Source organism: Anaeromyxobacter diazotrophicus (genome assembly GCF_013340205.1).
Taxonomy (GTDB): domain Bacteria; phylum Myxococcota; class Myxococcia; order Myxococcales; family Anaeromyxobacteraceae; genus Anaeromyxobacter_A; species Anaeromyxobacter_A diazotrophicus.
The window spans coordinates 541,855-565,609 of record NZ_BJTG01000003.1 but is presented as its reverse complement, the minus strand read 5'-3'; the positions used below and the strand labels follow the sequence as shown (position 1 = coordinate 565,609).

At 75.3% G+C, this 23,755-nt stretch carries 20 protein-coding genes; 15 read left to right on the top strand and 5 right to left on the bottom strand.

What is annotated here, in order from left to right; all coding sequences use genetic code 11:
• Nucleotides 1-14 precede the first annotated feature (14 nt).
• Complete coding sequence (locus HWY08_RS08585; protein WP_176064429.1) at nt 15-3,638, bottom strand: nitrate reductase subunit alpha; 3,624 nt, start codon at nt 3,636-3,638, stop codon at nt 15-17.
• On the bottom strand, nt 3,635-4,153 hold the full coding sequence (locus HWY08_RS08580) for a hypothetical protein (protein ID WP_176064428.1): 519 nt from the start codon (nt 4,151-4,153) through the stop codon (nt 3,635-3,637). Before HWY08_RS08580 ends, HWY08_RS08585 begins: the two co-directional genes overlap by 4 nt.
• Before the next feature lie 255 nt (nt 4,154-4,408).
• On the opposite strand from HWY08_RS08580, the gene HWY08_RS08575 reads away from it, so the two are divergent.
• From HWY08_RS08575 to def, 4 genes are all read left to right on the top strand, one after another.
• On the top strand, nt 4,409-5,476 hold the full coding sequence (locus HWY08_RS08575) for a tellurite resistance/C4-dicarboxylate transporter family protein (RefSeq protein WP_176064427.1): 1,068 nt from the start codon (nt 4,409-4,411) through the stop codon (nt 5,474-5,476).
• 39 nt (nt 5,477-5,515) lie between these two features.
• Nucleotides 5,516-7,732, top strand: coding sequence for a replication restart helicase PriA (gene priA, locus HWY08_RS08570; protein WP_176064426.1), 2,217 nt, complete (start codon nt 5,516-5,518; stop codon nt 7,730-7,732).
• Between the two features lie 49 nt (nt 7,733-7,781).
• Nucleotides 7,782-8,648, top strand: coding sequence for a hypothetical protein (locus HWY08_RS08565; protein WP_176064425.1), 867 nt, complete (start codon nt 7,782-7,784; stop codon nt 8,646-8,648).
• Between the two features lie 80 nt (nt 8,649-8,728).
• A complete protein-coding gene (gene def / locus HWY08_RS08560; RefSeq protein WP_176064424.1) occupies nt 8,729-9,286 on the top strand; it encodes a peptide deformylase in 558 nt (185 codons plus the stop codon).
• Here the strand turns inward: def and HWY08_RS08555 are convergent.
• Nucleotides 9,216-9,944: an endonuclease III domain-containing protein gene (locus tag HWY08_RS08555; protein ID WP_176064423.1), complete on the bottom strand. Its 729-nt coding sequence runs from the start codon at nt 9,942-9,944 to the stop codon at nt 9,216-9,218. The two genes, def and HWY08_RS08555, sit on opposite strands and share 71 nt — an antisense overlap.
• Nucleotides 9,945-9,997: 53 nt before the next feature.
• On the opposite strand from HWY08_RS08555, the gene ltaE reads away from it, so the two are divergent.
• The 7 genes from ltaE (at nt 9,998) to HWY08_RS08520 (ending at nt 17,608) form a co-directional block, all read left to right on the top strand.
• Entirely contained in the window at nt 9,998-11,029 is a 1,032-nt protein-coding gene (gene ltaE / locus HWY08_RS08550) for a low-specificity L-threonine aldolase (RefSeq protein ID WP_176064422.1), read from the top strand.
• 76 nt (nt 11,030-11,105) lie between these two features.
• Nucleotides 11,106-12,272: a M23 family metallopeptidase gene (locus HWY08_RS08545; RefSeq protein WP_176064421.1), complete on the top strand. Its 1,167-nt coding sequence runs from the start codon at nt 11,106-11,108 to the stop codon at nt 12,270-12,272.
• 132 nt (nt 12,273-12,404) lie between these two features.
• Nucleotides 12,405-13,259 (top strand): CDP-diacylglycerol--serine O-phosphatidyltransferase, encoded by an 855-nt coding sequence (pssA, locus tag HWY08_RS08540; RefSeq protein WP_176064420.1) that lies wholly within the window; start codon nt 12,405-12,407, stop codon nt 13,257-13,259.
• Nucleotides 13,260-13,264: 5 nt separating this feature from the next.
• A complete protein-coding gene (locus tag HWY08_RS08535; RefSeq protein WP_235969523.1) occupies nt 13,265-13,837 on the top strand; it encodes a phosphatidylglycerophosphatase A family protein in 573 nt (190 codons plus the stop codon).
• Nucleotides 13,834-15,072 (top strand): competence/damage-inducible protein A, encoded by a 1,239-nt coding sequence (locus tag HWY08_RS08530; protein ID WP_235969522.1) that lies wholly within the window; start codon nt 13,834-13,836, stop codon nt 15,070-15,072. Before HWY08_RS08535 ends, HWY08_RS08530 begins: the two co-directional genes overlap by 4 nt.
• Before the next feature lie 100 nt (nt 15,073-15,172).
• Nucleotides 15,173-15,649 (top strand): VOC family protein, encoded by a 477-nt coding sequence (locus HWY08_RS08525; protein WP_176064417.1) that lies wholly within the window; start codon nt 15,173-15,175, stop codon nt 15,647-15,649.
• Nucleotides 15,650-16,393: 744 nt separating this feature from the next.
• The gene (locus HWY08_RS08520) at nt 16,394-17,608 is read left to right on the top strand and encodes a hypothetical protein (protein WP_176064416.1); all 1,215 of its coding nucleotides are present in this window, start codon (nt 16,394-16,396) and stop codon (nt 17,606-17,608) included.
• Between the two features lie 33 nt (nt 17,609-17,641).
• On the opposite strand, the gene HWY08_RS08515 is transcribed toward HWY08_RS08520, so the two are convergent.
• Both HWY08_RS08515 and HWY08_RS08510 read right to left on the bottom strand, forming a co-directional pair.
• On the bottom strand, nt 17,642-18,337 hold the full coding sequence (locus HWY08_RS08515) for a DUF1275 family protein (protein WP_176064415.1): 696 nt from the start codon (nt 18,335-18,337) through the stop codon (nt 17,642-17,644).
• 17 nt (nt 18,338-18,354) lie between these two features.
• Nucleotides 18,355-18,801: a hypothetical protein gene (locus HWY08_RS08510; RefSeq protein ID WP_176064414.1), complete on the bottom strand. Its 447-nt coding sequence runs from the start codon at nt 18,799-18,801 to the stop codon at nt 18,355-18,357.
• Nucleotides 18,802-18,872: 71 nt separating this feature from the next.
• On the opposite strand from HWY08_RS08510, the gene HWY08_RS08505 reads away from it, so the two are divergent.
• The 4 genes from HWY08_RS08505 to HWY08_RS08490 all read left to right on the top strand — a co-directional run bounded on the left by HWY08_RS08505 (nt 18,873) and on the right by HWY08_RS08490 (nt 23,738).
• A complete protein-coding gene (locus tag HWY08_RS08505; protein ID WP_176064413.1) occupies nt 18,873-19,349 on the top strand; it encodes a DUF1285 domain-containing protein in 477 nt (158 codons plus the stop codon).
• 105 nt (nt 19,350-19,454) lie between these two features.
• Nucleotides 19,455-22,589: a PD40 domain-containing protein gene (locus tag HWY08_RS08500; RefSeq protein ID WP_176064412.1), complete on the top strand. Its 3,135-nt coding sequence runs from the start codon at nt 19,455-19,457 to the stop codon at nt 22,587-22,589.
• Nucleotides 22,590-22,649: 60 nt separating this feature from the next.
• Nucleotides 22,650-23,126, top strand: a complete 477-nt coding sequence (locus tag HWY08_RS08495; protein WP_176064411.1) for a TfoX/Sxy family protein — start codon at nt 22,650-22,652, stop codon at nt 23,124-23,126.
• 9 nt (nt 23,127-23,135) lie between these two features.
• Nucleotides 23,136-23,738, top strand: a complete 603-nt coding sequence (locus HWY08_RS08490) for a DUF4230 domain-containing protein (RefSeq protein ID WP_176064410.1) — start codon at nt 23,136-23,138, stop codon at nt 23,736-23,738.
• The last annotated feature ends 17 nt before the right edge of the window (nt 23,739-23,755 follow it).

Below are 23,755 nucleotides of genomic sequence, written 5' to 3'. Positions count from 1 at the left end.
GCGTCGGCCGGCCCCTACCAGCGGGGCGCGCCCTCGAGCTTCGTGACCCGGACGAAGGTGTCGCGGTTGTTGCCCGTCGGGCCCCAGTAGTTGACCGCGTAGGTGAACTGGCCGTAGCCGCCCAGCATGAGGGTGGGCTTGAGGCGCACGCGGGTGAGGCTGTTGTGGCCGCCGCCCCGGCGGTTCCCGCGGGAGGGCGCCCGGGGCACGCCGACGGTGCGCTCCGGCGAGTGGTAGAGCAGGCACAGGCCGCGCGGGATGCGCGCGCTCACCACCGCCCGCGTCACCACCGCGCCGTTGTCGTTCACCGCCTCCACCCAGTCGTTGTCGGCGACGCCGATGCCCGCCGCGTCCTCGTCGTTCATCCACAGCGGGTGGATGCCGCGCGAGAGCGTGAGCATCCGCAGGTTGTCGCCGTAAGTGGAGTGGATGCCCCACTTCCCGTGCGGGGTGAGGTAGTTCAGCGTGACGGACGGGCGCCGGTCCGCCGTCGCGTCGAGGTCGCGCAGCACCGCCAGCTCGGGCTTGGCCTTGTAGGTGGGCAGCGCCTCGTCGAAGGCGAGGAAGCCGGGGTGGTCCAGGTAGAAGTGCTGCCGGCCGGTCAGCGTGCGCCAGGGGACGAGCCGCTCGACGTTGAGGCAGTAGGCGGAGTAGGTGCGGCCGCCGCCGGTGAGGCCGGTCCAGCACGGGCTGTCGAGGAGCCGGCGCGGCTGGCGCGCCAGGTCGGCGAAGGTGAGGCGCACGCCGCGCGTCTTCTCGGCCAGGTCCGCCAGCGGCAGGCCCACCTTCTCCTCCTCGGCCTTGAAGGCACGCCAGGCCGACTCGCCGTTGGTCTCCGGGGCGAGGTGCAGGATCGCGTCCGCCGCCTGCGCCGCCTTCTCCAGCGAGGGGTACCGCTCGCCGCCCCACTCCACGGTGGGCCGGTCGCGGACGAGCTCGTCGTAGAGGTCGGCGACCGGCCAGGTGAGGCCGTGCGCGGACAGGCCCGCCTTGCGAACCACCGGTCCGAGCGAGATGAAGCGGCGGTGGAGGTTCGGGTAGTCGCGCTCCACCACCGCCAGGCCCGGCATGGTCTTGCCCGGGACCGGCTCGCACTCGCCCTTCGCCCAGTCGCGGAGCTCGCGCTGCGCCAGCTCGGCCGGCGTGTCGTGCTGCAGGGGCGACAGGACGAGGTCGCGCACCGGCCGGGGCAGGTGCACGCGCGCGAGCTCGCTCACCTTCTCCGCCACCGCCTTGAAGATGTCCCAGTCGCTCCGCGCCTCCCAGCAGGGCGGCACGGCCGCCTGCAGCGGGTGGATGTAGGAGTGCATGTCGGTGGTGTTGAGGTCGTCCTTCTCGTACCAGGTGGCCGCCGGCAGGACGACGTCGGAGTAGAGCGCCGAGGTGTCCATCCGGAAGTTGAGGTCGACGATCAGGTCGAGCTTCCCGCGCGGCGCCTCCTCGCGCCAGACCGCCTCCTTCACCTCGCCGCGCGCGGCCTCGCCGGCGGCGATGGCGTCGTGGGTGCCGAGGTAGTGCCGCAGGAAGTACTCGTGCCCCTTGGCGCTCGCGAGGAGCGCGTTGCCGCGCCAGATGAACCACACCCGCGGCCAGCTCGAGGGCGCGTCCGGGTCCTCCACCGCGAAGCGGAGCTTCTTCTCGCGGAGCTGGCGCACCACCCAGTCGGCGATCTCCTGGTCGGTCCTCGCCCCCGCGGCCTCCGCCTGCCGCACCACCTCGAACGGGCTCCGGTCGAGCTGCGGGAAGAAGGGCAGCCAGCCCTGACGCACCGCACGCACCTGGTGGTCGAGGGTGTGGCCGGCGGTGAACCCGCCCGGCGCGCGCACCTGGTTCAGGTGCGAGAGGTCGGCGGCGCCCTCGTAGCGCCACTGGTCGCTGTGGACGTAGTGGAAGCTGGGCGCGTTCTGGAGCCGGGCGGGCTTCGCCCAGTCGAGCCCGAACGCCAGCGCCGCCCAGGGCGCCACCGGCGCGAGCTTCTCCTGGCCCACGTAGTGGTTGAGCCCGCCGCCGTTCCGCCCCACGCAGCCGCACAGCACGAGCCCGGTGATGGCGGCGCGGTAGGCGAGGTCGGCGTGGTACCACTGGTTCACGCCGGCGCCGATGATGACGCTGCACTTTCCGTTCGTGCGCTCGGCGGTGGTGGCCCACTCGCGGGCGAACTTGATGACGTCCTTCCGGTCGACCCCGGTGTAGCGCTCCTGCCAGGCCGGGGTGTAGGCCGCCTCGGCGTCGTCGTAGTCCTTCGCGTACTCGCCGCCGAGCCCGCGCGAGACGCCGTGCCGGGCGAAGAGGAGGTCGTAGACGGTGGCGACCGCCACCCGCCCGCGCGCCGTCTCGACGTGGCGGACCGGGACCTCGCGGTGCGCGACCTTGCCCTCGGCGTGCTCGGCGAAGGCGACCCGGTAGCGCGCGTCGTGGGCGCCCAGGAAGGAGAGGCGCGGGGCGAGCGCGGCGCCGTCGGAGCCGTCCTTCAGCTCCAGGTTCCAGCGCCCCTTGGCGTGCTGCCAGCGGAAGCCGAGCGTCCCCTGCGGCATCCGCGGCGCGTCCGAGGCCTCGTCCCAGAGGAGGAACTTGAAGTCGCCGTGCTCCTCGCCGGCGTAGCGCGCGAGCTGGCTCGCCGGGAGCATCCGGCCCGGCACCCACGCCTCGCCCTCCCGCTCGAGCTCCACCAGGAACGGCGCGTCGCTGTACCGGCCGACGTAGTCGGCGAAGAACGGGACCTGCCGGTCGGCGTGGAACTCCTTCAGGATGACGTGGTCCACCGCCAGCCAGAAGGCGCCGTCCTGGCCGGCGTGGAGCGGCACCCACCAGTCGGCGTACTTGGCCGAGGTGCTGAAGTCGGGCGAGAGCACCACGAACTTGGCGCCGTCGTGGCGCGCCTCGGCCACGAAGTGCACGTCGGGCGTCCGCGTCATGGAGACGTTGGAGCCCATGGAGACGATGTACTTGGAGTGATACCAGTCGGCGCTCTCGGCGACGTCCGTCTGCTCCCCCCACACCTCGGGCGAGGCGTTGGGCAGGTCGCAGTACCAGTCGTAGAAGGAGAGGTTCACGCCCCCGAGGAGCTGCAGGAAGCGCGACCCGGCCGCGAAGGAGAGCATCGACATGGCCGGGATGGGCGAGAAGCCGATGATGCGGTCGGGGCCGTGCCGCTTCAGCGTGTGGACCGTGGAGGCCGCCACCAGCTCGAGCGCCTCCTCCCAGGTGGTGCGCCGCAGCCCGCCCTTTCCGCGCGCCTCCTGGTAGCGCCGCCGGGACGCCGGGTCGTCCACGATGGAGGCCCAGGCGGCGACCGGATCGGCGTGCTCGGCCCGCGCCGCGCGCCAGAGGTCCATGAGCGCGCCGCGCAGGTACGGGTGCTTCACGCGCAGGGGGCTGTAGAGGTACCAGGAGGCGGAGATGCCGCGCTGGCAGCCGCGCGGCTCGTAGCCCGGCACGTCGCAGGAGATGCGCGGGTAGTCGAGCGCCTGCGTCTCGAGGGCGACCACCCCGTTCTTCACGTGGATGTTCCAGGAGCAGCCGCCGGTGCAGTTCACGCCGTGCGTGCTCCGCACCACCTTGTCGTGCTGGTGGCGGTTCCGGTACAGGTCCTCCCACGCGCGCTCGCGCGGGCTGACGAGGTCCTGGATCCAGCTCATGGCGCGCCTCCGTGCCGGCGGCGCGCTCCGGCGAGCAGCTGCGAGTGGATCGAGCCGCCCCGGCGGCGCGCCAGGCCGAGCCCGAGGAGAGCGAGCGCCGTCAGGAGGGCCGCCCACGCCGCGAGGGGCCCACCGCCGGGCGCGGGCTTTCCGGCCGCGTCGAGCAGGAACACCGCGAGCTGCCGGCGCTCCCCCTCGGTCAGCGCCCGCCCGGCGTAGAGCGGCGCCATGGTCGGGAAGGGCAGGTCCTGCAGGAGCCCGTCCACGGCCTCCCGCGGCATGCCGTCGAAGCTGCGCGTCAGCTCCGGGCCGAGCGCGGCGGCGAACGCGGCGCCCTGGCCGCCGATGGCGTGACAGGCGCCGCAGGGTGGCCCCCCCGCCGCGAGGCGCTGGGCGCCGATGAAGAGCCGCCGGCCCGGCCCGGGATCTCCGGCAGGAGGCTCGACCGCCAGGGCCGGCGCCGCGGCGAGCAGCGCGGCGCAGGCGGTGAGGGTTCGCCCGGCGCTCCCGAGCATGAAGGGCCTCCTTCGCGGCGCCGCGCTCGACGGACGGTGCGCGGTGGGTCCGCTCGGCCATGCTAGCCGTTTCGGGCGGGCGGCAAGCGACCCACTTGTAGCGTAGGCACTAATCGTGAATGCCATCGCCCCGGCGCACGCCCCGCTGGGCCGCTTTCGAAGGCGGGCGGCCCGGTCTACGCTCGGGAGGACCCGCAGGTCCGGACGCGCGTGAGCCCGCCTCCCCCCAGCGCTCTCCCGGAGCGACCTCCGCCCATGCCCGAGGCAGCCCCCACCACGCTGCGCCGGGCCGTCGAGGGCCTCCACCCCTCGTACTTCGCCCTGGTGATGGCGACCGGCATCGTCGCCATCGCGTTGCACCTGCAGGGCGCGCGGCCGCTCGCGCTCGCGCTCGGCGCCGTCGCCGCCGCCGCGTACCTCGCCCTGGCGCTCCTCACCCTGGCGCGGATCGCCCTCTACCCGCGCGCCGTCCTCCTCGATCTCGCCCACCACGGCCGCGCGGTCGGGTTCTTCACCACCGTCGCCGCGACGGGCGTGCTGGGGGCCGACCTCGTCGTCCTCGCCGGCCGGCGCAGCCTGGCGCTGGCGCTGTGGTGGCTGGCCGCCGTCCTGTGGCTCGGGCTCACCTACGCCGTGTTCACGGCGCTCACCGTCAAGGAGCGCAAGCCCACCCTCGCCGAGGGCATCCACGGCGGGTGGCTCTTGGCGGTCGTCGCCACCCAGGCGGTGGCGAACCTCGGCGCGCTGCTCCTGCCCGCCCTCGGCGGGCGGGCGGAGGCGATGTCCTTCGCGTCGGTGACGGTGTGGTTGGCGGGCGGGATGCTCTACGTGTGGATCATCTCCCTCATCTTCTACCGCTACACGTTCTTCACGCTCCAGCCGTCGGACCTCATGCCGCCCTACTGGATCAACATGGGCGCCATGGCCATCTCCACCCTGGCCGGCGCGACCCTGCTCCTCGGCGAGGCGCGGCAGCCGCTCGTCCACGCGCTGCTCCCGTTCGTGCGGGGGACCACCCTGCTCTGCTGGGCCACCGCCACCTGGTGGATCCCGATGCTGCTCGTCCTGGGCGCCTGGCGGCACGTCTACCGGCGCTACCCGCTCGCCTACGACCCGCTCTACTGGGGCGCCGTCTTCCCGCTCGGCATGTACTCGGTCTGCACCCAGCGCCTCGCCCAGGCGATGGGCTTGCCGTTCCTGCTGCCGGTCGCCCGCGCCTTCGCCTGGATCGCGCTCGCGGCCTGGTGCGCCGCGTTCGCCGGGCTGCTGCGGACCCTCGGCGCGGGGGCCGCGCGGCTCGGCCGACCGCGGGCGGGTACGTGAGGAGCGGGCCCGGCGGCGGACGCTGGTAGACTCGCCCCGATGCTGGTCCAGGTGGCGGTGGCGGCCGCGGTGCGCGGCACCTTCACGTACAGCGTACCCCCGGAGCTCGAGGCGCAGGTGGCGCCGGGCGCCCGCGTGGCGGTGCCGTTCGGGAAGAGCCCGCGCGCCACCGGCTACGTGCTCGGCTTCGCCGAGGCGGCGCCCCCCGGCGTCGCGCTGCGCGCGGTCGCGGCGGTGCTGGACGCCTTTCCGCTCTTCACGCCCGACCTCCTCGCGCTGGTGCGCTGGGCGGAGGGGTACTACCTGTGCCCGCCGGGCGAGCTCTACCGGGCGGCGCTCCCCCCGGGCCTCAACGCACGGGCCGGCGCCGCCGCCCCGCGTCGCCGCGCCGTCGAGTTCGCCTCACCCGCCGCCGGCGCGGCCGAGGCGCTCCCCGGGCTCGCCCGCCGCGCGCGCGCCCAGCACGCGGTGCTCGACTACCTCCTGGCGCGCGGCCGCATCCCGGTGGAGGAGCTGCGCGCCGCCTTCCCCGCCGGCCGGACCCCGCTCGCCGCCCTCCGGGACAAGGGCCTGGCGGTGATCGAGAGCGAGGCCGTCGTGCCGGACGGCGCGCTCCTCGCCAGCCAGGTGGCCCCGCCGCCGCTCACCGCCGACCAGGCCGCCGCGCTCGAGGCCGTCGCGGCCGCGCTCGACGCGCGCGCCTTCGCCCCCTTCCTGCTCCACGGCGTCACCGGCTCGGGCAAGACCGAGGTGTACCTGCGCGCCATCGCCCGCGCACTCGAGGCCGGGCGCGGGGCGCTGGTGCTGGTGCCGGAGATCGCCCTCACCCCGCAGCTGGCGGGCCGCTTCCGCGCCCGCTTCGGGGAGGCGGTGGCCCTCCTCCACAGCGGGCTCTCCGACGGCGAGCGGCACGCCGAGTGGCTGCGGCTGCGCCAGGGCGAGGCGCGCGTCTGCGTCGGCGTCCGGAGCGCCGTCTTCGCGCCGGTGCAGGACCTCGCCGTCGTGGTGGTGGACGAGGAGCACGATCCGTCCTTCAAGCAGGAGGACGGCCCCGCCTACCAGGCGCGCGACCTGGCCGTGGTGCGCGCCAAGCAGGCCGGGGCGGTGTGCCTGCTCGGCTCGGCCACCCCGTCGCTCGAGTCGCTGGAGAACGCGCGGCGCGGCCGGTACCGGCTGCTCGAGCTGCCGCGCCGCATCGACGACCGCCCGCTGCCGGCGGTCGAGATCGTGGACCTCACGAAGCTGCGCCGCGGCGGGCGGCCGGCGGGGCTCCTCTCCGCGCCGCTGGCGGAGGCGCTGCAGGCGACGCTCGCGGCCTCGCAGCAGGCCATCCTCTTCCTCAACCGGCGCGGGTTCCAGACGCTGGTGGTGTGCGAGGACTGCGGGCGGGAGGAGCGCTGCCCGCACTGCTCGGTCTCGCTCACCTACCACCGGCGGCGCGGGCTCCTCCTCTGCCACTACTGCGGCGCACAGGAGAAGGTGACGCCGGTGTGCCCCGCCTGCGGCGGCCCGCGCCGGGGCATCGGGGTCGGCACCGAGCAGGTCGAGGCGGCCGTGCGCGAGCTCCTGCCCGCGGCGCGGGTGGGGCGGCTCGACCGCGACGCGGTGGGCTCGGCCGACGACGTGGCGGCGGTGCTGGCGCGCTTCGCCAACCGCGAGCTGGACGTGCTCGTCGGCACGCAGATGGTGACGAAGGGGCATGACTTCCCCGGGGTCACGCTGGTCGGCGTGGTGCTCGCCGACACCGCCCTGGCGCTCCCCGACTTCCGCGCCGCCGAGCGGACGTTCCAGCTCCTCACCCAGGTGGCGGGGCGCGCCGGCCGGGGCGCCGAGCCGGGGCGGGTCCTGGTCCAGACCTGGAGCGCCGCCTCGCCCGCCATCGACTGCGCGCGCGGGCACGACTACGCCCGCTTCGCCGAGGGGGAGCTCTCGGCGCGGCGCGCGCTGGGGTGGCCGCCCTTCTCCCGGCTCCTGGCGGTGCGGGTGGAGGGCAGCGAGGAGGGGGCGCGCGCCTGCGCCGCCGCGCTGGCGGAGGCGGCGCGGCCGGCGCTCCACGGGGCGGGCGGGGTCTCGCTGCTCGGGCCCGCGCCGGCGGCGCTGGAGCGGCTGCGCGGGAAGAGCCGCTGGCACCTCCTGTTCCGGGCGGCGACGGCCGAGCCGCTGCGGCGCGTGCACGCGCTGCTGGCGCCGCTCGGCCGCCGGCCACCGGGCGGCGCGGCGGTGCGGTTCGACGTCGATCCTTACTCGATGCTGTAGGTGCGGCGCGCTCATCCGGCGGCGCGGCGCGTGTGGCACAATCGGCGCCGTGCCGCGGATCCTGCTCGTCGACGACGACCTCGCCGAGATCGCGGCCGTGAAGCGCGCGCTGGCCGGCGCGGGGCACCAGACGGTGCTCGCGACCAACGCGAGCGACGCGCTGGCCGCCGTGGCCGGCGGCGCGGCGGACGCGGCGCTCGTCGCGCCCGAGTGCGACGGCGGCGAGGGGGCGGCGGTCCTGCGCGCGATGGCGGCGCGGGGGACGCCGGCGGCGGCGCTGCCGCGGCCGCTCGACGCGAGGGCCGCGGTGGAGGTCGCGAGCGCGCTCGCGGCGAGCCCGCGGCGGCCCCGCGCGCCGGCCCCGTCCCCTTCGGCCGCTGGGACGAGGGAACCGCCCTCGACGAGCGGGAGCGGGAGCCCGACCGCGACCGCGACCAGGACCGCGGCCCCGAGCCCTGCCCCGACCGCGAATCGCCCCCCCGCCTTCGACACCTCGAGCTCGGCCAGCGCCGAGGCGGTGGAGCTGCGGCAGGCCGAGCGCGAGCTGTGGTGGAAGCAGGAGCAGCGGTCGCTCGTCGCGGCGGCCACCCCGGCGGCACCCGCTCCCTCCTCTCCACCGCCCGCCGCGCCGCCGCGCCGCCGGCCGCTCGACCGCGGGTGGGTGGAGGAGATGCTCCGCCAGGCGGAGCAGGCGGACTACTTCGACCTCGTCGGGCTGCCGCCGGACTGCAGCCGGGAGGACGTGCTGCAGGCGGCCGGCCGGCTGCTCGAGGAGCTGGCGCCCGAGCGCGTCCCCCCCTCCGACGCCATCCTGCTCGACAAGGTGGAGGAGATCCGGCGCGTCCTGGCCGAGGCGCGCGACGTGCTCGCGGACGACCCGCTGCGCGAGGCCTACCGGCGCGCGCTGGGGCGGTAGCGGCCGGAGCCGCAGGAGGGCTGTCGCCCAGCCTCCGCGTGTGGCGAAGGCCCGCCGATTTTGTTAGACAGAATCACTCCATGATTCGCGAAATCATCATCTGGCCCGATCCCGTCCTGAAGCAGGTCGCGAAGCCGGTGGACGGCGTGGACGACACCATCCGCCGCCTCCTCGACGACATGGCCGAGACCATGTACGCCGCCGACGGCGTCGGCCTGGCCGCGCCCCAGATCGCGGTCGGGAAGCGCTGCATCGTCATCGACGCCTCGCCCCGGCAGGAGGGGCAGAAGCTCATCCACCTCGTGAACCCCCAGATCGTGAAGACGGAGGGGGTCACCACCTACAACGAGGGCTGCCTCTCCATCCCCGGCGAGGCCGAGGAGGTGGAGCGGGCCGCCAAGGTGTGGGTGCGGGCGCTCGACTACGCCGGCAAGCCCTACGAGCTCGAGTGCGAGGGGCTGCTCGCCATCGCCGTGCAGCACGAGCACGACCACCTCGAGGGGACGCTCTTCGTCGACCACCTGTCGAGCCTCAAGCGCGAGCTCATCCGCCGGCGCATGAAGAAGCTCAAGCAGGAGCGCGCCGCCGAGCAGGCCGACCAGATCCGCTCGGCCTCGCGCCACGAGAGCGCGCTGTAGCGACCCCCACCTTCGGGCACAGATCCGCGAGCACGCAGCGCTCGCACGCGGGGCTCCGCGCCCTGCAGGTGCGGCGGCCGTGCCAGACGAAGAGCTGGTGGGCGCGCCCCCAGCGCTCGCGCGGGAGGAGCAGCGTCAGCCGGTCCTCCACCTTCCCCGGGTCCCGCTCCCGCGTGAAGCCGAGCCGCCGCGCCACCCGGCCGACGTGGGTGTCGACCGGGAACGCCTCGCCGGCGCCGAGGTGCACGAGCACCACCCCCGCCGTCTTGCGGCCGACGCCCGGCAGCGCCTCCAGCGCGGCGCGGTCGCGCGGCACGCGCCCGCCGTGCGAAGCCTGGAGGGCGCGCATCGCGCCGACGATCGCCTTCGCCTTGGCGCGAAAGAGGCCCAGCGTGCGGATGAAGGGCCACAGCGCCTCGGGCTCGACCCGCGCGTAGGCGGCGGCGTCCGGGAAGCGCGCGAAGAGCGCCGGCGAGACGAGGTTCACGCGGGCGTCGGTGCTCTGCGCCGACAGGATGACCGAGACGAGGAGCTGGAGGTCGTCCTGGAACTCGAGCGCGATGCGCGCCTCGGGCATGGCCCGCTCCAGCCGGTCCACCACCTCGCCCGCCCGCGCGCGCTCGCGCTCGGGCGGCCGCCGCGCCGCTCGCCTCGTCATCGCGGGGCGCATGCTAGCATCCGCGGCCCGTCCGCTCTCGCCCTGGAGGCGCCATGCGCCCGATCGACCTGCGCTCCGACACCGTCACCCGCCCCACCCCCGGCATGCGCGAGGCCATGGCCCGCGCCGAGGTGGGCGACGACGTCTACGGCGAGGACCCCACCGTCCGCCGGCTGGAGGAGCGGGTGGCGGAGCTCTTCGGCAAGGAGGCCGCCCTCCTCGTCGCGAGCGGCACCATGGCGAACCAGGTGGCGCTGGGCGTGCTGGCGCGCGGCGGCGACGAGGTCATCTGCGAGGCGGGCGCGCACTGCTTCGCGTTCGAGGGCGGCGCCCTCTCGGCGCTGTGGGGCATCCAGGCGCGCACGCTCGCCGGCGAGCGCGGCGTGCTCGACCCGGCCGCGGTCGAGGCCGCCATCCGGCCGGACGACCCGCACTACCCGCGCACGCGGGCGGTCGCCATCGAGAACACCCACAACCGCGGCGGGGGCAAGGTGTGGCCGCTCCAGGCGGTGCGGGCGGTGGGCGAGGTCGCGGCGCGGCGCGGGCTCGCGCTCTACATGGACGGCGCGCGGCTCATGAACGCGGTGGTGGCGAGCGGCACGCCCGCCCGCGACTACGCCGCGCCCGCCACCCTGGCCTCGCTCTGCCTGTCGAAGGGGCTGGGCGCGCCGGTCGGCTCGGTGCTGGCCGGCCCGCGCGACCTCGTCCAGGAGGCGCGGCGGCTGCGCAAGCGGCTCGGCGGCGGCATGCGGCAGGCCGGCATCCTCGCCGCGGCGGGGCTGTACGCGCTCGACCACCACGTCGCGCGGCTCGCCGAGGACCACGCGAACGCCGCCCGGCTCGGGGCGCTGCTGTCGCAGCTGCCGGGCGCACGGCTCCAGTTCCCGGTCGAGACGAACCTCCTCTTCGTGGCCTTCGACGGGCGGCGCGCGGCCGAGCTCGCGCCGCGGCTCCGCGAGGCGGGCGTGCTGTGCAACCCGGAGGGCTCCCGGCCCGACCTGCTGCGGTTCGTCACGCACCTCGACGTCGGCGCCTCCGACATCGAGGAGGCCGCGCGCAGGATCGCCGCCGCTGTCGGAGCGTGACCCACGGCGGCGCGTCCCACGGGCAGGGGGGCCGCGGAGATCGGTCGACGCTGCGTGCTAGGCTTCGAGCGGTCGGATGCGCCGCGCCCTCCCCACGCTCCTGCTGCTCGCGGCCTGCGCGACCGCGCCGGCGAAGCTGGCCTGGGACGCGACCGAAGGAGGCGAGCCCTACGGGCCGACCGCGCGGCTGAAAGCGATCCGCGGCGCGAGCCTGATCGCGACCGGCCAGGCGATCGCGAACCCGACCTCGACCTCGACCTCGACCTCGACCGCGACCGCGACCGCGAGTTTCGCCGCGACCGCGAGCTCGACCGCCACCGCGACGGCGGGTCCGACCGCGACGCTGGCAGCGGCGCCGTCCCTGACGGCCGCGGGCCCAGGGTTCAGCGACGAGCAGCTCCTGGCGGTGGATCCGGACGAGCCGCCGCTGCCGCCGGTCGCGAACCCGGCGCCGGAGCGGACCGCGGCCGAGCCGCCGGCGGGCCCTCCCATCGACGCGGCGCTGCTGCGCTTCGCGGCGGACGCGCGCGCCCGCCGGTCGGAGCTGCCGCGGGCCGCGGCCTTCCCGCCCGCGGTCGCCGCCGCCTGGGACGACCTGGCGCTCGAGGTCGAGCGGTACCTCGCCCGGCCCATGCCGCAGACCCCGCTCGCCGAGCTGGTGCGGGCGCGGGTGGCGCTCGAGGCCGAGCTCGACTTCGACCGGCGCCGCTTCGGCGCGCCCTCGCCCGAGCTCTCGGCGCACCTGCGCGCGCAGCTCGCGCGGCTTGGCCAGCGCGCCGAGGCGGCGCGCGCGCTCGGGCAGTCGCTCTTCGCGGTGACGCGCCCGCCGGTGCTGCGCTGGCCCATCGCCGACGCGGGCCTCTCCTCCGGCTTCGGCCCGCGGCTGCACCCGATCGACCACATCCGGCGCATGCACTGGGGCATCGACCTCGCCTCGGCCACCGGCCGGGTGGTGTCCTCGGCGGCGCGCGGCTTCGTCGTCCGGGCCGGCTTCACGCCGGGGTACGGGCTCGCGGTCGAGGTCCGCCACGACGGCGAGCTGACGAGCCGCTACGGCCACCTCTCGCGCCTGCTGTGCGGGGCGGGCGACCGGCTGGACGCAGGGCAGCCCATCGGGCTCGTGGGGGCGACCGGCCGCGCGACCGGCCCGCACCTCCACTTCGAGGTGTGGCGGGGCGGCCGGGCGGAGGACCCGCTGGCCCTGCTCGGCGCGCGGATGAGCGGCAGCGCCGGCGGTCTGTGATCGCTCTCCCGGGCGGCGCGCCCGGCGCCCATGTAGGACATGGTCACCCAGCTCGCGCCGGGGCCGATGCCCCTCGACAAAGCGGGGCGCGCATGACAGCCTCCGCTCGCGACGACCTGGGATGGTCACGACATGCAGATCAACTTGCGCAAAGCCATGTTCGTGCTGCCGAATCTGTTCACGTGCAGCTCGATCTTCCTCGGCTTCTACGCGATGACGCTGTGCGCCGGAGAGGCCTCTCCGGCGCAGCTCAACCAGGCCGCCCTCGCCATCTTCTTCGCCATCTTCTTCGACGCCTTCGACGGGCGCGTGGCGCGGATGACGAAGACCCAGTCCGAGTTCGGCGTCGAGCTCGACAGCCTGGCCGACGTGGTCTCGTTCGGCGCGGCCCCGGCCCTCCTCGTCTACAAGTGGGCGCTCGCGCCGCTCGGCTTCGCCGGCTTCTTCCTCTCGTTCGCCTTCGCCACCTGCGGCGCCCTGCGGCTCGCCCGCTTCAACGTCCTCGCCCACCGCGGCGAGAAGGGGAGCTCGCGGTTCTTCGTCGGGCTCCCCATCCCGCTCGCCGCGGGCACCCTCGTCTCGATCGTCATCGCCCACTACCGCGCCTACGGCTCCATCGGCGACACCGCCACCCGCGTCTTCATCGCCGGGGTGGTCGGGCTGCTGTCGTTCCTCATGGTGTCGACCGTCCGGTACCGCACGTTCAAGGACGTCCACCTCTCGCGCAAGAGCCTGGCCGTCTTCGCGCTCATGTGCGCGGGCGGGCTCGCGGTCGGCATCGCCACCCGCGCCTCCTTCGTGATGGTCGTCTACATGGGCGCGTACATCGTCATGGGCCTCGCCGAGTGGATCATCTCGCGCGGCCGGCCCGAGCCGGCCGTGGCGGCGCTGCCGCCAGCGGTGCGGGCGCAGCTCGAGGCCGATCCGGCGCTCGAGCCGGACGACGACGACGTGGAGGCGAAGGACGAGGGCGACGAGTACATTTGAGAACCTTGCCCGACCTCGCCCCCACCCCCGCAGCGCCGCCGCGGCCTCAGCTGAAGAAGGGAACCCCCGACGGCCCGCCTGGCCCGTGGGTGCTGCTCGCCGCCTGGGGCCCCTGCGGCTACGTCCCGCTCGCCCCCGGCACGGCCGGCACGCTCGGCGCCATCCCGCTGTTCTGGGCGCTGCGCGGCCTGCCGCTCGGGCTCTACCTCCTCACCACCGTCGCGCTCACCGCGCTCGCCTCGTACGCGGCGGCCATCGCCGGGCGTTACTGGAAGGTGGTCGACGCCTCGCCCATCGTGATCGACGAGGTGGTGGGCTACCTCGTCACCCTGGCGCTCTTCCCGCGGTCCTGGCAGTGGGCGCTGGCGGGCTTCGTCCTGTTCCGGATCTTCGACGTGGTGAAGCCGTGGCCGGCGCGCTACTTCGACCGGCAGGTGAAGAACGGCTTCGGGGTGGTGATGGACGACGTCTTCGCGGGGGTGTGGGCCCTCGCGGTCCTGCTCGCCGCGCGCCTGGTCCTGCAGGCGGCGTTCGGATGCGGCGGCGGGGCCTTCTACTGCGCGGAGCTCGCGCGGTGAGCCTCCACGTCGAGATCCTCTCCACCGGGGACGAGCTCCTCACCGGGCAGATCGTCGACACGAACAGCGCCTGGCTCATGGACCGGCTGTGGGACCTCGGCGTGATGGTCCGGCGCAAGACGCTCGTCGGCGACGACCGCCAGGACCTCGCCGCCGCCCTGGCGGAGACGACGGCCCGCGCCGAGGTGGTCGTGATGAGCGGCGGGCTCGGGCCCACCGAGGACGACCTCACCGCGGAGTGCGTGGCGGCGGCGATGGGCGTGCCGCTCGAGCTGGACGAGGCCTCGCTGGCGGCGATCCGCGCCCGCTTCGAGAAGCTCGGGCGCACCATGACGCCCAACAACGCCAAGCAGGCGCGCTTCCCGCGCGGCGCCACCATCCTGCCCAACCAGCTCGGGACCGCGCCGGGCTTCCGGGTCGCGCTCGGACGCGCGGAGCTCTTCTGCCTGCCCGGCGTGCCGGTCGAGTACCGCGGCCTGTGCGACGAGGCGGTGCTGCCCCGCCTGGCGGCGAGGGCGGGCGCGGTGCCGGCGGCGCGCCTGGTGAAGCTCATCGGCGTCCCCGAGTCGCACGCCGACCAGGCGATGCGGCCGGTGATGGACGCCCCCGAGCACCGCGGCGTCCGCTTCGGCTACCGCGCTCACTGGCCCGAGATCCACGTGAAGTGGAGCGTGCCCGGGCCGGACGCCGAGGCGCACGCCGAGCGCATCCTGGGCGAGGTGCGCCGGATCTTCGGCGACGCCATCTTCGCCGAGGGCAAGGACGACCTGGCGCCGGTGGTGGTGGCGCGCCTGGCGGCCCGGGGCGAGACGCTGGCGCTCGCGGAGAGCTGCACCGGCGGCCTCGTGGCCGAGCTGGTGACGAGCGTCCCCGGCGCGTCCGACGTCTTCCCGCTGGGCGTGGTGACGTACGCCAACGCGGCGAAGACGGCGCTCCTGGGCGTCGGCGCCGACCTGCTCGCCGCGCACGGCGCCGTCTCCGAGCCGGTGGCGCGGGCCATGGCCGAGGGGGCGCGCGACCGGGCCGGCACCACCTGGGCGGCCGCCCTCACCGGCATCGCCGGGCCGGGCGGCGGCACGCCCGAGAAGCCGGTCGGCACCGTCCACCTGGCCATCGCCGGCCCGACCGGCACCCAGACCTGGGCGCGGCGCTTCCCGGGCGATCGCGACCGCGTCCGCAAGACGAGCGCCTACGACGTGCTGAACCAGCTCCGGCTGCTGCTGCGCGACCGGTGAGGCGCCGCGCCTCCGCGCGGCCGTGAGCGGACGTTGACGCCCACCCGGGCTTCGATCCGCGCCGGGCGCCGCGCTAACGGTGCTCGCCGGAGGTCACCTCATGGCGAACCCGAACCCCGTCCCGCAGGGCATGCACACCGTCACCCCGAGCTTGACCATCCAGGGCTGCGCGGCGGCGCTCGACTTCTACAAGCGCGCGCTCGGCGCCGAGGAGGTCATGCGCATGCCGTCGCCGGACGGGAAGAGCGTCTGGCACGCGGAGCTCCGCGTGGGCGACTCGATGATCTTCGCGGGCGACGAGATGCCGGGCGGCCCCTTCCGCGCGCCGTCGGCCGCGCACCCCTCGCCGGCGAGCCTGTGGCTCTACGTGCCCGACTGCGACGCCGCCTTCCGCCGCGCGGTGGACGCCGGCGCCAAGGCCGTCATGCCCCCGGAGGACATGTTCTGGGGCGACCGGGTGTCGATGGTGCTCGACCCGTACGGCTACGGCTGGCACTTCGCCACGCACGTGAAGGACCTCTCGCCCGAGGAGATGCGGAACGGCGCCGAGGAGTTCGCGAAGCGCATGAAGAGGTGACGCGAGGGTACGGCCTCCTCTCCTTGAAGAGCTGACCACCGGAGCGGCCCCCTCTCCCTGCCCTCTCCCCCGCGGGGGAGAGAGAACCCGCACCTGGAGTACGGACCGCGGCGGGGGACGAGCCCCCGCCCTACAGCCCGGGGGGGACCCCGGCGGATCGGCCCGGGGCGACCTCGGGAGAGCCCATGTCCGCGTCCGCATCGAACCGAGGTCTCGACTCGACCGTGGCGCAGGCGTGCCCGCCGCAGCTTCAGGCGCCGCGGCCTGCGTGCCGCGCCACGCTCGAGCCAATTCCCTGCACGCGGAGCACGTCTTCGGGAGGGAGCACATGGATCAGTTCCGGAAGGAACGCGGACCGGAGTGCTCCATCAACTCCGCCAGCGGAAGCACTTTAGGGGCGTGCGGCGAAGCTGCGCACAACGCCGGCTCGACGCTGACGCAGCGACCGCGCGGTACCGGATCGTGAGCCGATCTTGCGGACGGCGCCGCGGACGTGGGGGCGGCGCCTGGCCGGCGGCGCTCGCCGGACGGTGCCCTGCCTCGTCGAGGCGACGACCGCAGGACGGCCACGCACCTCTCGGCTGGGGGGCGCGCCGAGGGAGAACTTGTGGCCAATCACGAGCGCGCAGCGGGAAGAGGCCGGGCGCGAGGGACCGCTCGCATCCGCCCGGAGCTCCGCAGGTGTGGCCCACCTCTCCCGGCGCCGCTCGACACCTCGCGCGCGGCGTGCTTCAACCAGCGGCGATGGCGTTCCTGCGCGCGCACCGGCTCGAGCTGGGACTCTTCGCGGGCAGCCTGCTCGTCCTGGGGCTCTTCTCGCTCGGCCACCACCGGCCGTCGCACGCGCCGCACTTCATGTACCAGGCCGACGCCTGGCTGCACGGGCAGCTGCAGCTCCGCCTCGCGCCGCCGGACCTGAACGACTGGGCTCGGGAGCGCGGCCGCTGGTACGTCTCCTTCCCGCCCGGGCCGGCGCTCCTCATGCTGCCGCTGGTCGCGCTGTGGGGGGTGGCGCTCGACGACGTCACCTTCACGCTCCTGTTCGCGGCGCTGAACGTCCCGCTCTTCTTCCTCGTGCTGGAGCGGCTGCGCCGGGCGGGGGACAGTGCGCGCACCCGGCGGGAGGACGCCGCGCTGGCGCTCCTGTTCGCCTTCGGCACGGTCGCCTTCTCCTGCTCCATCCGCGGCGAGGTGTGGTTCACGGCCGAGGTGCTGGGCGTCACCGCCACCTACCTGTACCTGCTCGCCGCGCACCGCGCCGCGCACCCGCTCCTGGCGGGGATCGCCTGGAGCTTCGGCGCGATCACGCGCACGCCGCTCGTCTTCACGGTCGCCTTCTTCGCCGCGGAGGTGCTGGCCGGCGGCGGGCCCCTCGGCCAGGCGCTCCGGCGCGGCGCCACCTGGCGCGACCCCGCCCGCTGGCGGAAGGCGGCGCTGTTCGCGGCCGGCGCCGCGCCGCTCCTCCTCTTCGCCGCCTGGGCCAACTGGGAGCGGTTCGGCTCGCCGCTCGACTTCGGACACGCCCACCTCTGGAACAACCGCGTCAACGCGGACATCCGGCGCTGGGGCCTCTTCTCGCTGCACTACCTGCCGAAGCAGCTCCACGCGGCGTTCACGCGGCTGCCGCGGCTGGAGGGCGGGCGGCTCGGCTACCACCCCGACGGCATGTCGCTCCTCCTCACCACCCCGCTGTTCCTCCTCTTGTGGCCGCGCGCGCGGGCGCGCCTGACGCCGGCGCTGGCGTTCGCGGCCGCGGCGGCCGCGCTGCCGGGCCTCCTCTACCAGAACACCGGGTACGTGCAGTTCGGGTACCGCTTCAGCCTCGACTACACGCCCTACCTGTTCCTGCTGCTCGCGGTGGGAGGCCGGCCCATGGGGCGCGCGTTCTGGGCGCTCGGGCTGTTCGGGGTGGCGGTGAACACCTGGGGCGCGCTCGCCTTCGCGGGCGGGGTCAGCTGATCCCGGGCGCCCGGGACGCGGCGCGGCGCCGGCTCATCCCTCCGGCGCGCGAGGCCCCGCGGCGCGCCAGCGCCGGAGCTCGGCCAGGACCGCGCTCCCGAGCCCGGCCAGCGGGAGGAGGACGCCGGCGGCCCCCCAGCGCGCGGCCGCGGCGCCGCTGGCGACGGCACCCGCGAGGTAGGCCAACCACACCCCGAGCAGCTCGGACGCGCGCGCGAGCGCGGCGGCGCGCTCGCCGCCCCTCCGCCGGGCCGCCGCGACGAGCGCCTCGGCGAGCTCGGTCATGGTGCCGGTGATGTACGTGCGGACGCGCCGCCCGCCGACCTTGGGCATGACCGCGTTCTGGCACCCCATGGCGAGCGCCGCCGGCGCGGCCAGCGCGTAGAAGCGCGCCCCCTCCGCCCCGCCCAGGCCGGTCCAGGCGCCCAGGAGCGCCGCCAGCAGCGCGCCGCAGAGCGCGAACACCACCGGCCGCGCCGGCAGGCCGCGGCGCTCGCAGGCGTCGCGCGCGACCGCCCCGGCGGCGACCCCGGCCACGAAGGCGGCGATGGCGAAGGCGGGGTGGGCCGCGGCGGCGAGCTGGGCCCGACCCAGCGCGGCGCCGAGGTGGACCGTGTTCCCGGTGATGTGCGCGGTGAAGACGCCGAGGAGCAGGTAGCCGAGGCCGTCCACCGCCCCGGCCACCCCGGAGAGCAGCAGGCCCTCGCGCCGGGTGGGCTCGTCGCCCATGGGCCCTCCCTTCGCGCTCAGCGCGGCGCGCAGAACAGCTCGAGGAAGCGGTCCCAGCTCACGCGCGGCGCGCCCTCCGCCAGGAGCGTCCGGTAGAGCGCCTCGGCCGAGGCGAGGAGCGCGTCGTCGGCGAGGGGCGCGTAGCGCTCCGCGAGCCCGGCGTTCGAGAGCGTGCGCTCGACCAGGCTCTTCACGTTGCGCGAACGGCCCGCGAGCGCGCCTTGGCGATCGAGGAGCCACCCCACGAGCTTCCCGATGTCCTCGCGGACGGTGGTCCGCCCGTGCGCGCCCCCCGCCACCAGGAGCGCGTTCACCGCGTCCGGGTCGGCGTCGCGCACGAGGAGCCAGGTGAGCGACTCCTCCGGCGCGAGCCCGGCGGCCTCGAGGACGCGCCGGCAGCGGGCGGCGTCCTCCGGGGAGGGACAGCGGATGCGGACCACCGGCTCCGTGCGCGCGCTCGTCACCCGCCCCTTCTATCCGCCCCGCACCCGCGCCCGCAACGGCCCGCCGGTGCCGGGGCGGTTAGGATGCGGGCATGGCGGCGCACGACGAGGCGGCGCTGGAGCTCCTCCGGGAGCAGAGCGGCCTCTCCATCGACCTCGACGGGCGGCTCTGCCACCGCGGCGAGCCCATCACCCACGCCCGGACGCTCGAGGTGCTGTGGCGCTCCCTCAGGCGCCGGCCCGACGGCCGGTACCTGGTGCAGGTGGGGCGCGAGAGCGGCTACGTCCGGATCGAGGACGCGCCGTACGCGGTCCGCGGCGTGGCGCTCGAGGGTGGCGCGGCGCGGCTGCACCTCTCCGATGGCACCGTCGAGCCGCTCGACCCGGCGACCCTCTCCGTCGACGCCGCCGGGGTCCTCCACTGCCAGGTGAAGGGCGGCCACCGCGCCCGGTTCACGCGCACCGCGCAGGTCGACCTGGGGCTGGCGCTCGAGGAGGACCCGCGCGCGCCGGGCCGCTTCCTGCTCCGGCTCGGGGGGCGGGAGTACCTCGTCGCCGCCGAGGCGTGAGCCCGCGCGTTCCCGGCCGGGCCGCCGCCTGGTCGGGGTATGCTTGCGGCCAGCCCATTGCCCGCTCAGCCGCTGCCGCCTACGTTCTCCTCTCTGCGAGTCCCCATGCCCAGGCTGCTCGCCGCGCTCTGGCTCGCCGCTGCACCGCTCGCCGCCGCCGCCCAGGGCCTCGAGCTGGGGCGCCCGGACGTCGGCGAGGCGCTGCGGCGGATGGACCGGCTCCACGAGCAGGCCGCCCGGACCGGGCTCGCCGCGCCGGGCCCGCTCCAGCAGACGTTCGTCCTGCCGGAGCGCCCGGGGCAGAACCAGGTCTCCTGGTACGAGTTCGACTGGCAACACCTCGACGTGCCGTCGCCCACCGGCGGCGAGGGCGGCATCCGGCTCTACTACTACCGGCGCGAGCGCGCGGTGGCCGAGCGGGCGCTGCCGGTCATCCGCAACGCGTACCTGCGGCTCGTCGATCAGTTCCACTACACGCCGACGAAGCAGATCCCGTACATCCTCTACGCCTCGCAGCGCGAGTTCCAGGCCACCAACGTCTTCCAGGTGTCCGAGTCGGTGCTGGGCGTCACCTCGCCGCGCGACCTCAAGATGTCGCTCCCGTACTTCGGGAACCACGAGCTCTTCCGCGAGGTCTCGACGCACGAGCTCGTCCACCAGTTCACCATCCAGAAGCTGCTCGACCTGGCCGGGGCCGAGGACGCGAGCTCGCCCATCGACGCGCTCCCGCTCTGGTTCATCGAGGGCCTCGCCGAGTACTACGCGAAGGGGGGCCTCGACCCGGAGACCGACCTCTACCTGCGCGACCTCGTCTGGAACCCCGATCCCGAGCGGCACTACCAGGTCGTCGCCTTCGCCGAGGACCGCTACCGCGGCTACATCCCGACCTACAAGCTGGGCCAGGCGCGGGTCGCGTTCGTCGCCGAGGTCTATGGGCCGGAGAAGATCCAGGCGTACCTCGAGAGCGCGGTCATGCTCGGCAGCGCGCCCGGCGAGCACGGCTTCGGGGCGCTCACCCAGCGCGTCCTCAACGAGCCGCTGGAGCAGGTGGACACGCGCTGGCGGGCGTGGCTCAAGCGCCGCTACTACCCCGCCTACGCCGGGCGTCAAGACCTGGCGCAGCTGCGCGAGCTCTCGGAGCTCCCGGCGGAGCCGGAGGCGGCGCAGGTCTCGCCGGACGGCCAGCTCGTCTTCTTCCGCGGCATCGACCGCGAAGCGGGCCGGGCGCGGCTCTACCTCATGGACGCGCGCTGGCCGCGCGGCGCGGTGCGGGTGGCCTCCGACAACCAGCCCGGGGTCGAGTCGCTCCACCCCATCGAGCACTCGGTCATGGCGGTGGCCGAGGGCGTCCTCGCCTTCTCGGCGCAGGCCGGCGCGGGCGACGTGCTCTACGTGCAGCGCTTCCGGCACGTGCCGCCGCGGGGCGGAAAGCCGCCGGAGCTCGCCCTGGGCGAGCGGCGCCGGCTCGACCTCCGCCACCCGAGCGGCCGCCGCTTCATCGAGATCTCCGACCCGACCTTCTCCCCCGACGCGCGGCTCATCGCCTTCGCGGGCATGACCGACGCCGGGCAGCAGGACGTCTACGTGGTGCCGGTGGAGGGCGGCGCGGTGCGCCAGCTCACCGACGACCCGTACGCCGAGCGCGACCTGGCCTGGGGCGCGGACGGCCTCTACGCCTCGTCGGACGCGACCGACCACGGCCGCTTCAACCTGTTCCGCCTCGACCCGGCCACGGGCGCGCGGACCCGGCTCACGACCGGCGCGTGGGACGATCGGGCGCCCCGGCCGCAGGCCGACGGCTCGGTGCTCTTCTCGAGCGACGCGGCGGGCAAGCCCGACCTCTACGTGCTCCGCGGCGAGGAGGTGCGGCGGCTCACCGACTTCGCGACCGGGCTCACCTCCCCGGCGGTGGCGCCGCAGGCGCGCGGCGTCTGGGCCTCGACCTTCTACCGGGGCCGCTTCCGGCTGGTGGAGGTCCCGCGCGTCACCTGGCTGGACGAGCCGCCGCTCCACCTGGCCGCGGCCGGGCCGCCCCTGGCCATCCCGCAGGACGAGTTCCCGCCGGCGGTGCCGAGCTACGACCCGTACGCGCTCGGCAACTGGAAGCCGGAGGCGGGCTACATCTACGGCGGCGGCGCCTCCAACGCGGTGGCGGGCAGCGCCGCCCTGCTCTTCTCGGACGTGCTCCGCGATCACGTCGGGTACCTGCAGCTCTCGGTGCTCGGCTCCTTCGAGTACACGCAGGCGCTGGCGCTCTTCGAGAGCCGCGCCGGGCGGACGGCCTGGGTGCTGGGCGCGTTCCACTTCGTGCAGGAGCAGCTCGACCTCGTGAACCCCGACCTCGCGTTCCTGCAGCGCGACTTCGGCGTGCTCGGCTCGCTCCGGTTCCCCATCGACCGGTTCCGCCGCTGGGAGGCGGAGCTGTCGGTGGGCGGCGTGCAGCGCTACTGCCTCACCACCCTCACCAACTCGCTCATCTCCTGCGGCGGCGTCGATCCGACCCTGCCCGGCGTCGCCGGCTGGCGGCAGCGCAACGGCGGCACCCAGCTCGAGCTCGGCCCCACCTTCCGCTACGGCTACGACACCGTGCGCTACGACCCGACCGCGGGGCCGCTGGCCGGGAACGCGCTCCTGCTCGAGGTCGGCGGCCAGTACCTCCCGTGGCTGCGCGCGGTGAGCGGGTTCGCGCGCGGCGACGCGACGACCTACTTCCAGATCTCCGGCCGCGCGAAGTTCTTCCTGCGCGCGGCCGCCGGCACGAGCTTCGCGCCGGACGACCCGGGCCGCACCTGGGCGCGCACCTGGTGGCTCACCGCCGCCGACAACCTGCGCGGCTACTACTGGAACGACCTCGCCTACCTCATCGGCCGCAACTACTGGGTCGCGAACGCCGAGCTGCAGCTCCCGCTCGACCCCGTGCTGCGCCTCGCCATCTTCGACTCGCTCTTCGGGGTGGCCGCGCTCGACTTCGGCGGCGTGTTCAACGACTGGAGCACGCGCGCCGGCTGCGACATCCAGCGGGACCGCTGCCCCGACGGCAACCAGGTGCGGCCGAGCGACCTCGGCGCCTGGGACGTGCGCACGCTCACCGGCGTGCTCGGCGTGAACATGCTGTTCGGCCCGCTCCTCCTGCGCGTGCACTTCGGTCACCCCTTCGACATCAAGGGCGTCCGGACCCCGGCGCTCCGCGACGGGACGTCGTGGGTGACGAACGTGACCCTGCGCTACTTCTTCTTCTGAGTCGCGCCGCGCCCCGCCTGGTGCGTGCGGGCGGCGGCCGGCGCGGCGATCCTGGACCTCATGGCCACCCGCCCGAGCGTCGTGGAGTACGCGGTCGAGCTCCTGGGCTCCGTCGGTCCGGTGCAGGCGCGCGCGATGTTCAGCGGCCACGGGATCTACGCGGAGGGCGTCATGTTCGCGCTCCTCTACCGCGACGAGCTGTACCTCAAGGCGGACGATGTCTCGCGGCCGCGCTTCGTCGAGGCGGGCTGCCAGCCGTGGGTCTACGAGAGCCGGACTCGGGTGATGACCACCTCCTACTACCGGCCGCCCGACGACGCGCACGAGAGCGCCGAGGCGATGCTCCCGTGGGCCCGGCTCGCGCTCGACGCCGCGCTCCGGGCGCGGGCGGCGAAGGCGAAGGCGAAGCCGAAGCCGAGCTCCAAGGCGAAGGAGAAGGAGAAGCCGGCGCGCCCCGGGGCCGGTGTAGCCAGAAGGCCCACGCGCGCCGCCCCTCGCGCGCGCGGGAGCACCCGCGCCACGCGCCGTCCGCGGTAGCATCGCGGGATGCGCTCCATGGCCAGGCTCGCGGTGGCCGCCCTCGCGGCGGGCGCGGGGCTGGGGCTCGTCCTCGCGGTCGCCGCCCGGCGCGCGCCGGCGCTCCCCGATCCGCCGGCGGTCGCGCTCCGGGTCCGGGAGGTGGCGAAGCTCGAGGCGCTCGAGGTGAGCCTGTACAAGAAGGTGACCTTCGCGCCGGAGCCCACGCCCGCGGACTCGCTGTGGGGCGACGTGGCGGGCTGGCTCCGCCACACCTTCCGCGCGCCGCGCGGGAAGGCGATCGTCTTCGCCGACGCGCACCTCGGGCTCGACCTCTCGGCCCTCGACGCCTCCCGGGTGCGGGTGACGGGGCGGACCGTGCAGCTCACCCTCCCCGAGGTCACGGCCACGGTCGAGCTCCGGCCCGGCGAGACCGAGATCATCGGCTCGAACCTCGACTCCGCGGAGACGGCGCGCCTGCTGGAGCTCGCCCGGGCGGCCTTCGAGCGCGAGCTCTCGGCGGACCGGGCGCTCAAGGCGCGCGCTCGCGCCTCGGCGGAGCGGGCGATCCGCGCGCTCCTCACCGGGCTCGGCTTCACCGAGGTGCGCTTCGCCGAGCCGCCCAGCGCCTGACGCGCGAGCGCCTGCCC

Coding starts and splice junctions, on each gene's coding strand:
- HWY08_RS08545 (WP_176064421.1), top strand. CDS start 11,106: ATGCGCCGCGCCCTCCCCACGCTCCTGCTGCTCGCGGCCTGCGCGACC.
- HWY08_RS08505 (WP_176064413.1), top strand. CDS start 18,873: ATGGCGGCGCACGACGAGGCGGCGCTGGAGCTCCTCCGGGAGCAGAGC.
- HWY08_RS08520 (WP_176064416.1), top strand. CDS start 16,394: ATGGCGTTCCTGCGCGCGCACCGGCTCGAGCTGGGACTCTTCGCGGGC.
- HWY08_RS08495 (WP_176064411.1), top strand. CDS start 22,650: ATGGCCACCCGCCCGAGCGTCGTGGAGTACGCGGTCGAGCTCCTGGGC.
- HWY08_RS08555 (WP_176064423.1), bottom strand. CDS start 9,944: ATGACGAGGCGAGCGGCGCGGCGGCCGCCCGAGCGCGAGCGCGCGCGG.
- def (WP_176064424.1), top strand. CDS start 8,729: ATGATTCGCGAAATCATCATCTGGCCCGATCCCGTCCTGAAGCAGGTC.
- HWY08_RS08585 (WP_176064429.1), bottom strand. CDS start 3,638: ATGAGCTGGATCCAGGACCTCGTCAGCCCGCGCGAGCGCGCGTGGGAG.
- HWY08_RS08525 (WP_176064417.1), top strand. CDS start 15,173: ATGGCGAACCCGAACCCCGTCCCGCAGGGCATGCACACCGTCACCCCG.
- HWY08_RS08490 (WP_176064410.1), top strand. CDS start 23,136: ATGCGCTCCATGGCCAGGCTCGCGGTGGCCGCCCTCGCGGCGGGCGCG.
- priA (WP_176064426.1), top strand. CDS start 5,516: ATGCTGGTCCAGGTGGCGGTGGCGGCCGCGGTGCGCGGCACCTTCACG.
- ltaE (WP_176064422.1), top strand. CDS start 9,998: ATGCGCCCGATCGACCTGCGCTCCGACACCGTCACCCGCCCCACCCCC.
- HWY08_RS08515 (WP_176064415.1), bottom strand. CDS start 18,337: ATGGGCGACGAGCCCACCCGGCGCGAGGGCCTGCTGCTCTCCGGGGTG.
- HWY08_RS08500 (WP_176064412.1), top strand. CDS start 19,455: ATGCCCAGGCTGCTCGCCGCGCTCTGGCTCGCCGCTGCACCGCTCGCC.
- HWY08_RS08580 (WP_176064428.1), bottom strand. CDS start 4,153: ATGCTCGGGAGCGCCGGGCGAACCCTCACCGCCTGCGCCGCGCTGCTC.
- pssA (WP_176064420.1), top strand. CDS start 12,405: ATGCAGATCAACTTGCGCAAAGCCATGTTCGTGCTGCCGAATCTGTTC.
- HWY08_RS08575 (WP_176064427.1), top strand. CDS start 4,409: ATGCCCGAGGCAGCCCCCACCACGCTGCGCCGGGCCGTCGAGGGCCTC.